7 protein-coding genes and 1 tRNA gene are annotated in these 9,475 nt (G+C 57.4%); 2 read left to right on the top strand and 6 right to left on the bottom strand.

Going from position 1 to position 9,475, the window contains the following annotated elements; translation table 11 throughout:
* Nucleotides 1-164: 164 nt before the first annotated feature.
* Nucleotides 165-743 (bottom strand): putative nucleotidyltransferase substrate binding domain-containing protein, encoded by a 579-nt coding sequence (locus C6366_RS13880; protein WP_107738892.1) that lies wholly within the window; start codon nucleotides 741-743, stop codon nucleotides 165-167.
* A 1,073-nt stretch (nucleotides 744-1,816) separates the two neighbouring features.
* On the opposite strand from C6366_RS13880, the gene C6366_RS13875 reads away from it, so the two are divergent.
* Entirely contained in the window at nucleotides 1,817-2,323 is a 507-nt protein-coding gene (locus C6366_RS13875) for an AmiS/UreI family transporter (RefSeq protein WP_107738890.1), read from the top strand.
* 194 nt (nucleotides 2,324-2,517) lie between these two features.
* On the opposite strand, the gene C6366_RS13870 is transcribed toward C6366_RS13875, so the two are convergent.
* From C6366_RS13870 to C6366_RS13850, 5 genes are all read right to left on the bottom strand, one after another.
* Entirely contained in the window at nucleotides 2,518-3,870 is a 1,353-nt protein-coding gene (locus C6366_RS13870) for a sigma-54 dependent transcriptional regulator (RefSeq protein WP_107738888.1), read from the bottom strand.
* The gene (locus tag C6366_RS13865; RefSeq protein ID WP_107738901.1) at nucleotides 3,867-5,072 is read right to left on the bottom strand and encodes a nitrogen regulation protein NR(II); all 1,206 of its coding nucleotides are present in this window, start codon (nucleotides 5,070-5,072) and stop codon (nucleotides 3,867-3,869) included. The genes C6366_RS13870 and C6366_RS13865 overlap by 4 nt, the downstream gene beginning before the upstream one ends.
* Entirely contained in the window at nucleotides 5,072-6,223 is a 1,152-nt protein-coding gene (locus C6366_RS13860) for an iron-containing alcohol dehydrogenase (protein ID WP_107738885.1), read from the bottom strand. Before C6366_RS13860 ends, C6366_RS13865 begins: the two co-directional genes overlap by 1 nt.
* A gap of 125 nt (nucleotides 6,224-6,348) precedes the next feature.
* A complete protein-coding gene (locus C6366_RS13855; protein WP_107738883.1) occupies nucleotides 6,349-7,893 on the bottom strand; it encodes a hypothetical protein in 1,545 nt (514 codons plus the stop codon).
* Between the two features lie 285 nt (nucleotides 7,894-8,178).
* A tRNA-Leu gene (locus C6366_RS13850) sits at nucleotides 8,179-8,265 on the bottom strand.
* A gap of 247 nt (nucleotides 8,266-8,512) precedes the next feature.
* Between C6366_RS13850 and C6366_RS13845 the strand changes: the two genes are divergently transcribed.
* Nucleotides 8,513-9,475, top strand: a complete 963-nt coding sequence (locus C6366_RS13845) for a bifunctional riboflavin kinase/FAD synthetase (protein ID WP_107738881.1) — start codon at nucleotides 8,513-8,515, stop codon at nucleotides 9,473-9,475.

The following is a 9,475-nucleotide window of genomic DNA, read 5'->3' as shown; positions in this document are numbered from 1 at the left end:
TATAAAATTAAACGTTTTTTTGACAAAAAAGCAGAGATATCAGTAGGGTCTTACGCAAAGGGCCAGGTTAACATGCAGAAATTATTGCGGAAAAGGCTGGATTTGGCGCGATGCGGTTAAAGTCCTGTCATAGTAGCAGTGGGTATCCGAGACGACCAGAATCATCAGACGTCTCCAGCCTGACCCGTGAACGTATAGCTCAGCTTGGTTTGAAAATGCTTGATCTGCGTGAAAATTTCCTTGAGCAGCCTTTGCTCGATGGAAGTCAGTCCGTGCGGACTGACGTAATTATCCGGAATTCGCTGGCCGGATTCGATGTCCTCGGCCTGGCACTGCAGCCGTATCCGCATCAGATAGCTGAAAGCCTGTGTGATTTCCAGATGGTTCTGGCGGCTTAGAATGTTCAACTGGTGCAGTTGGTGCAGGCGCTCCAGGGTATTGGTTTCGACGATCTGGTGTTGCAAAGCGTAAATGCGGGCAAAGTCGACAATGGGCATCATGAACTGCCAGGCCTCGAAGACATGGGACTGCGCGGGCAGGGAGAAGATGGGGGCGCTCATGATGTCCGTCACCGGACATGTCGCGGGATCCCTGCCCAGCCGAGCGCATTTCTTGATGTCCCTGTCCGTGAGCACCCCGACGTTGTGTTCCCGGGCATCCTGGATGACCACCATGTTTGCGCCGCGTTCCTCCATCATGATCAAGGCCTGGGCCACGCTGGCATCCGCCGGGCAGAGGTTCAATGCCCGTGTTTCAGTGAACTTTTTTTTGCTCCTTGCACTTGGGGTTTTTGAACGAACTGCCGGAAAAGGACTTTTTCAACACTCAGTTACATTGCTCGCCATGTTGGAACGCTTTTCTCAAGCCTGGGGCGCCCCGGCAAATGGTTCAACGGCAATGTTCCGAGAAGCGAATGCCATGCGCCGGAATCCTGGACAGGTTTACCGGGCATAAGCGAAAAAGTCGGAAGATCGATTTATGCCGTGCGGAAGGCTTATCAACCTGTTGGTATTATCTCCCCTCTGTCTTCCGTCGGACGCGGAACCCTTCTCGGAATCCGACTGGTACTAGATTGTGCTCTGCTGTGCGTACCCGGATGAAAATACGACGAGATGAGTGACGTCGAACCAGCTCAATCTTCACCCCTCCGGCTCCATGAGCTAGTTAAACATTATATTTAAGCATGTTGGGGCGTGTATCGTTTTGTCCCATGATGTTGTCGGAATTGGGTCAATTTTACTCATATCAAATCTCCTCGCGGAGTGACATTTCCGGGTAAACGTCTTTTTGGGGATCCGGCTCTGTACGAGGACAGATATGATGTTTCCGCGAAAAGTCGTGAAACGCCGAAACCCTTCATTCCGGCGAAAGCAGAAATGAAGGGTTTTCAGGTGGTTGACAGCGAACGTTTCCAGCTTTTCAAGGAAAGGACGACTTATTCCATTGACCTCATACTATGCGGACGTTTCCATGGCTGGGCTTCGGGGCTGCTGAGCAGTTCCCCAATACCCTCGCAATTCCACGTAGTCACGAAAAATTCTCTTGCCAATACATGAAGCGGGCCAATGCGATGGCACTGGCCGGCATGCGTTGCCGTGGCAGAGGATATCTCCAAGGAAATTTCGTGATTTATCCATGTAAAAAATGTGGCATGTATTATGCTTTTAGGCATGTGTTTTGCCTTGCGTGGTGACGAAAGCATGGTCGACACATATTACTGGATATTGATGCTTCTCATACTTACTTCTTTTTTATCCACATAACCCGCGGGACAGAGAGGAATGGCATATAATCACAAATTGGAAGGAGAATGAGTATGGTCGTTTCAATTCTTATCATGATCAGCCTGTTTTGGTTTGCGGTTGCCCTGCTCAATTTGGGATATGGCGAACCCAAGGGAACCGGATTCATCGCCGCCGCCGTCGGTCTGCTGGCCATTGCCGGGGGATTTGTCGACGCGGTATTCGCCGTAAAAGCCGGAGGCGATCTTCTCGCTGGCGGTTTGCTGTTTTCACACGGCCTGTTGTACATGGCTATTGCCTATGCTTTGCTCTATGGTGTTGAAAACATGAAGACGATTGGCAACATCAGCCTTTGCACCGCCTTTGTCTCGACCATCTACATGTACGTCTGGTACGTGCAGGGGAACATGTACTTGGCATTCATGGCAGCTGGATATGCCGTGCTGACCTATGAAGTTTGGCTAAACTTCTACGGCAAACTATCTGGCAAGGTCGTCGCCATCTCTCTCTTGATCTGGATACCGATTGGACTCTGGATTCCGGCATTTTTGATCGGCATGGGCAAGCCGCTGCCTTTCTAATAATTTTCACTTCACGTTACTGCCGATAGTCCTTCTTTTTCCTCTCTCGTCTCTTCCAGGCCAATAAAAAAACCCTCGATTCGAGGGTTTTTTTATTGGCACATCATTGAGCTTGGACCAAAATGCTTTTCCGCTAAGCTGTGGTCAGTGACGAATGGTTCGTGGTTTATAGTTGAAAGACGTGGCCCCGGAAGTTAGGACAGGTCGTATTCCTTCAACTTGCGGTAAAGGGTCTTGCGGCCGATGCCCAGGGCTTTGGCGGCTTGCTGACGATTTCCGTTATGATGAGCCAGAACCCGGCCAATATGGTCGCGTTCCATGCTGCTCAAGGAAAAAACACTGCCGGGATCCTCTTGACCATCGGCTTCCGCCAGGGACTGCGTCACCAGCTCACGGGGCAGGGCGCGTTCCGTGATCACGTTCTCGTCGGCAAGGATCATGCTTCGTTCCATCACGTTGCGCAACTCGCGCACATTGCCGGGCCAGGAATAGTTGAGCAGACAGTGCATGGCCTTGTCCGTGATTCGAAAGCGGGTCGGGGTGGTGGGTAGGCTGGCCAGGAAGTGTTCCACCAACAGTGGAATGTCCTCCTTGCGTTCACGCAGGGGCGGAGTGTGGATGTTGAAAACATTGATCCGGTGCAGCAGCGCATCCAAAAAGCGTCCCTCCTCCACCTCGTGGAACAAATTCCGGCTGGTGGCAAAGACGAAGCGAATGTCGATGGTTCGCTCGTCCTTGTCGCCCACCCGACGATAGGTCTTGTTCTCCAATACCCGCAACAGCGAGGCCTGGACCTCGACAGGCAGTTCGCCGATTTCGTCCAGGAACAGCGTGCCCTTGTGGGCGAAGGCCATCAGCCCCTCGCGGGACTCCGTGGCCCCGGTGAAGGAGCCCTTGATGTGACCGAACAGCTCGCTGCGGGCCAGTTCCTTGACCAGGGCCGCGCAGTTCTTGATGATGAACGGCTTGTCCGCCCGCTTGCTGCCGGAATGGATGACCTGGGCCGCCACGTCCTTGCCCACCCCGCTTTCCCCAGTCAGCAGAACCGGCACGTCCGTGGGCGCGGCTCGGCCAGCCAGATAGCGGACCTGCTTGATGCTTTCCGAATTGCCCACCATCCGGTGCGCCCGCTGACTGACCGACGACAGCCGGTAGCCGCGGTTTTCCCGCTGCATGCAGGCCCGCTGCCAGGCCCGCTCGATGACCAGCTCCAGTTTGTCCAGATTGAAGGGCTTGGTGATGTAGTCGTAGGCCCCCAGCTTCATGGCCTGGACCGCGCTGTCGATGTTGCCGTGGCCGGTGATCAGGATGATTTCCACGTCCTGGAGCCGTTCCTTGAACTCGGTGAACAGGTCCAGCCCATCAGCGTCCGGTAGGCGGATGTCCAGGATAGCCACGTCGTAGACGTTGCGCCGGGTCAACTGCCGGGCCTGGGCCGCGGAGGACGCGACGTGAATGGTCCGCTCCGGCCGGGAAAATTCCTTCTGGAACAACTTGAGGATGGATTCCTCGTCGTCAACGACGAGGACCGAGTAGTGTTCGCTCACGAGATCCTTACATTGGAGTTCAACGGAAGGCAGACGGTGAATCGAGACCCTTTGCACACCTCGCTGGTGACGGAGATATCTCCTCCGTGCTCCTGGACGATATTGTAGCAGGAGGCCAGCCCGATCCCGATTCCCTTGCCCACGGGCTTGGTGGTGAAGAAGGGCTCGAACATTTTATCCAAATTTTCCGGAGGAATGCCGCACCCGGTGTCCTCGATGCACAGGCAGACCTCCTCCTCTTCCACGCAACTGGTCTTGATCTGGATGGCCCCCTCGCCTTGGATGGCGTCCAGGGCGTTGACCAGCAGATTCAGGATCACCTGTTTGAGCTGGGATTCGTCTCCATAGATCAGGGGAAGTTCATCGGCAAGAAGCAGGTGAATTTTCAAACCGTTTCGCCTGCGCAGATGGTGGTCCACCAAGCGCAGGGTATCCGTGACGATCTTGTTCAGGGCCAGGGGGGAGAAGGCCGCGGAAACCGGACGGCTGAAGGTCAGCAGGGTTTGGATGATCTTCTGACAGCGATGACATTCCTTGAGAATGATGTCCGTATATTCGCGAAAGTCCTGGGCCAGCTCCGACTCCACCACTCCCTCGATCCGGGGCAGCCTCCGCTGTAGGCCCTCGGCGAAGCCGCGGATGGCCGCCATGGGGTTGTTCACCTCGTGGGCCACGCCGGCGGCCAGCATGCCCATGGTGGCCATTTTTTCCACCTGATAATACTTGGCCTGGTATTCCTTCTCCAGGGTCACGTCGCGCTTGAAAATCAACACCCGGTGCTCCGGCCACTCGGGATTCTTCAGCGGCGAGGCGACCATCTCGAACTGCCGATTGCGGCCCTTGAGCTTGAAGATGGCCGTGTCCCGGCAGACCGAGTTGGTGGCCAGGGAGCGGAACGCCGGGCACTCCTGGCAGGGATGATTCTCATGGCGGAACAATTCGTAGCAGAACTTTCCCTCGGGATGGGGATCATCGAACAAGTGCCGAAAGACGTGGTTCACCGAGATGATCCGCAGGTTCTCGGACAAGACCATCATCACGTCGGTGATTCCGTCCAGAATCGCCGCGATTTCCCGGCGTTGCTCCTCGGAGCGCTTGTTGGACTCCTTGAGTTCTTCCACCTTCTGGCGCAGTTCCTGAAAAAAGCCGAGCTTGCTGTGCTCGATGCCGATCAGGTCCTGTAGGTCCGTGGGTTGGACCATCACCACGCCTCCCTGCAAATGGCCAGAAGATCCTTCCAGTCGGCCTTGCGGGGGTTGGTCAGCATGCAGGCATCGTGCACCGCCATCCTGCATATCTGTTCCAGCTTGGAGGCGTCGGGCACGATGTCCCGCATCCGGTGCGGCACGTCCAGCCGGGCGAACAGCTCCTCCAGTTGGGCGATGCCCTCTTCTCCCTGGCTCGGTGAGCAGCTTTCCGGAACCCCCTGGATGATCCGCCCGATGGCGCACATCTTTTCCGGACAGGCCGGGAGGTTGTAGCGCATCACCGCCGGCAGCACGATGGGGTGCACCAAGCCGTGCAGGGTGTCGAAGATGCCGCCCAGGGAGTGGGCCAGGGCGTGACCAATGCCCAGGCCGGCGTTGCTGAAGGACATCCCCGCCGCAGTGCTGGCGATGGAGAGTTGCTCCATGACTTCCGGCGTCCGGTTCTCCAGGGCGGGCTGAAGATTCTTGGCGATCAGCTCGATGGCCTTCAAGGCCTGATTCTCCGTGAAGGGCGAGGCCAGCGGGGAGACGAAGGATTCGATGGCGTGGGCCAGGGCGTCGATGGCCGAGGACACGACCAGTTGATCGCCCTTGGTCATCAGCAGATGGGGATCGATGATGGAGACGTTGGGCACCAGGGAACGGCTAATGATGGACATCTTCACCTGCCGCTCCACGTCCGTGATGATGCAGAACTGGGAAATGTCCGAACCGCTGCCCGCGTTGGTGGGGATGAAGATCATCGGCGGCAGGGGCCGCATGATCCGGTTCGCCCCCTCGTAGTCCGCGATGCGCCCGCCGTTGCCCACGATGGTCCCCACGCCCTTGGCCGTATCCATGGGGCTGCCCCCGCCCAGGGCGATGATCACGTCGGCCTTTGCCCGGACGTAGAGATCCGCGCCCTCATGGACCTGATAGTCTCGCGGATTGGAGTTGACCTTGTCGAAGAGCAGAAAGTCCAGTCCGTCCTCTCGCAAAATATCCATCACGTGTTCGGCCCACCCGGAATCGATCAGCCCCTGGTCCGTGACCAACAAGGCCCGCTTCGCCCCCAGCCGGCGGGAGCATTGGGCCAGGTAGCCGATGCTGCCCTGGCCGAAAATGATTTCCGGAATGGCGAACTTGGTTACGCGATGATCGGACATGGCATTTAAGAGCTTTGGGTTGAAGGTGAGAAGGCAGGAAAGTGGGAAGGTGTCCGCGATGTGGCCGGTGAAGCATTCCTAACTCGCTACCTTTTTTACCTTCCCACCTTCCAGCATTATTATTTTTACACCGCGATCATGGAATAGAGCACGCCCAACAAGCCGATGCCCGCCAGGATGAAGACCGGGACGCGGGGCATTTCACCGTCGCTTTCCATGGCTCGTCCGAACATGAAAAAGACCAGGGGATGGACCAAAAACGGCATGGAGAAGATGAAGGGGATCAGCAGGGACGCCTCTTCACCGAACATTCCTCCCTGGGTGGCGGCAAAAAGGCCGAAGTGGGAAATACCCGAGGAGACGGACATTGCCGTGAAGCCCAGGGGCATGCCGGCAACGCTGAGCAGCACGAACCCGCCGAACACCGCGCAGAGCTGCCAGCCGAAGGAAAACTGCATCAGGCCCTTGACTTCGCTGGCGTCCTTGCCGTCAGCCTTGCTCATGGTCTTCAGGGAGAAGACGGTCAAGAGCACTCCGGCCAGAACGATCAGCAGGGAGGGCCACATCATCAGGCTGCCCTGCTGAGCGCTCATGGCCAGGATGGAGAAGACGAAGATATGCCCGAAAAATGGAACGTTGATCATGATCGGCGCCCGATAGGCCGCGGTATTGCCCAAGTCCCCGGCGGTGCAGGCCCCGGTCAGACCGGAGTGGGACAGGGCGCCAGCCATGCCCGGGGCCAGGTTTCTGGCGTGCCCGGTCTTGCCGAAGAGCATCAGCAGGGCGATGCCGCCGAACATCCAGAACATCTGGCCGAAAAAGCCGTAGGCCAGCACCGCGTTCATCCCGGTGATGGCGAAGGCCTCGGTGATCCGCGACCCGCCGATCATGAAGTTGGCCGCCAGGACCACGGGAATGCCGGCGAAGAGCAGGGCCCGGATCGTCGGCCCGAAGCGCCAGCGGTACATCAACGCCCCCAACCCGGCGGAAATGATCATGGCGAAGAAAATCTGCGGCAGGGCGATGAGCGGCTTGATCCACATGGCGATGGTGTAGGATCCCAGGAGAATGCCGAGAATGGCCACCACTTCCACGATGCCCATCTTGATGTACAGGCGCTTGTTGGTCACCTGGGCCTTGTGGTCGATCATGATCACCGCGCCCACCAGACCAAGATAGGCGATCAGGGGATAAAACCGGCTCAGGTCCGAAAAGCTCAGGCCAAGGGTCAATCGATATAAAGCTTCGATCCCGATGAGCAGGAAAAAGGCCCGGACGATGAAGATCAGTTGCGTCCGCCCCGTCCCCACGAAGGTTTCTTCCTTGGACGGAATCACCATGTCGTCGGGTTCCACTTCAATACCGCCCAGAATCTTGCGCAGTTCCTGTCCGCCCACGAAAAAAGAAACGGTCAGAGCCACGATGGTCGCCCGGCTGATCAGATCAATCAATGAAAATTGGGGCAGTCCCGGCGTGGAAACACCGCTGGAGACAAGGACGTAGCCCATGGTCAGGCCGAAAATGACGATGATCAGAATCGGGGAATACCGCGTTCCGGCCACGGCAGTCCTGGCCACGAGAACCATGGGGATGAGCAAAAACAGGGACAGCAGGAACTGGTTCAGGATTTGTAGATTGGCGACCTGATCAAGCACGGCGGCAACTTCCATAAGCGGGAACCTCCTGAATCATGATGGGCAAGAAGCAAGAACGACGGGATGTTACGCGGATCACTCGCGAATTGAGCGCATAAGAATAGTCGGATTGGGCGGTGCTGGCAATGACTTGGGCGCGAGCACGGCTCAAGGCACTGGTTGCCATCTTTTGCATTTTACCGAATACTTAATAAATACGCTAACCCAGAAAACAATGAACAAATGGCCAATAGTCGGCCAATTTGTGCCCCATAGAAAAAGGGATTCAAGCTATTATAGCTTGAATCCCTTTAAAATTTGTGGTGCCGAAGGGGAGAGTCGAACTCCCACGGGGGAACCCCCACTAGACCCTGAACCTAGCGTGTCTACCAATTCCACCACTTCGGCCCGAAGAAGAGGTGTCTACTCACATTGCCCTCGGTTGGCAAGGGGTCAGGAAAAGAAAGTTCAAATTTTCTCTCCAAGGCCACCGTCACGGGGGTGACCGGTCCGCCCGGCTCGGGCATCGTCAGATGGTTGATGGATGTGAGGGTTTCCGGTACGGATGCTGATTTCGCCGTTTCGCGGCGCCTTCCGGATTCGGGTTCGGGAGACGGCGGACGACATACCTATCCGGTAGGAGTACCCCATCCTCATGCAGGTCTTGCGCACTTTGGACGAAGCTCGCCAAACCGTTTCTCAATCCTGCGTCACCATCGGCAATTTCGACGGAGTCCACATGGGCCATCAAAAATTGCTGTGCCGGACGCGCCAAAAAGCCGCTTCCCTCGGCCTTATCAGCGTGGCGGTCACCTTTGACCCGCACCCGTTGCGGGTGCTGACCGGGTCACGGACGCCCCCCTTCATCACCTTGCCGCACCAGAAGCTGGAAGCCATCGCTTCCCTGCGGCTCGACTACGCCTTTTGCGTCGCCTTCACCAAGGACCTGGCCAAACTGGAGCCCGAGGAGTTCGTGCGGATCTATCTTTTGGAAGGTCTGGGCATGCGGGAGATGGTCATCGGGTACGATTACGCCTTTGGCCGCAACCGCAAGGGCAACTACGCCATGCTCCGGAAGCTCGGAGAGCGCCACGGTTTTACCGTGGAGCAAATCGGGCCGGTGTTGATCGACGACGCCGTGGTCAGCTCGTCGCGGATCCGGGACATGGTCCAGGCCGGGCTGGTCTGGGAGGTCCGGCCCTTGCTGGGCCGGTTCTACCGGGTGGAGGGCCAGGTGGTGTCCGGGCGCAACCGGGGAGGCCGCCTGTTGGGCTTTCCCACGGCTAACCTGCAATTGCGGGACGAACTGTTTCCCAAGACCGGGGTCTACGCGGTCTGGGCCGAATCCAACGGCCGGACGCACCCGGCCGTGGCCAACATCGGCTACAACCCCACCTTCGGCAACGACGTGCTCTCCGTGGAGGTGCACATTCTGGACTTCGACCAGGACATCTACGGGCGCGACGTTCGCGTCCACTTCGTTCAGCGGCTGCGCAGCGAACAAAAATTTCCGAAGCTCGACGCGTTGATCACGCGAATCCGCGAAGACATTCTCTTGGCCCGCCGCATTCTCGGCTCCCCGGAGGCCCATTTGGTGGAAGCCCGGCAGTGCGTCTGA

It is taken from the genome of Desulfonatronum sp. SC1 (genome assembly GCF_003046795.1).
GTDB lineage: Bacteria > Desulfobacterota > Desulfovibrionia > Desulfovibrionales > Desulfonatronaceae > Desulfonatronum.
Note: the sequence above shows the minus strand (reverse complement) of the source record. Positions and strands in the feature narration are given on the sequence as shown.

Bases quoted from the DNA above. Each gene is read 5' to 3' on its own strand.
- C6366_RS13855 (WP_107738883.1), bottom strand. From the start codon at position 7,893: ATGGAAGTTGCCGCCGTGCTTGATCAGGTCGCCAATCTACAAATCCTG.
- C6366_RS13845 (WP_107738881.1), top strand. From the start codon at position 8,513: ATGCAGGTCTTGCGCACTTTGGACGAAGCTCGCCAAACCGTTTCTCAA.
- C6366_RS13865 (WP_107738901.1), bottom strand. From the start codon at position 5,072: ATGGTCCAACCCACGGACCTACAGGACCTGATCGGCATCGAGCACAGC.
- C6366_RS13875 (WP_107738890.1), top strand. From the start codon at position 1,817: ATGGTCGTTTCAATTCTTATCATGATCAGCCTGTTTTGGTTTGCGGTT.
- C6366_RS13860 (WP_107738885.1), bottom strand. From the start codon at position 6,223: ATGTCCGATCATCGCGTAACCAAGTTCGCCATTCCGGAAATCATTTTC.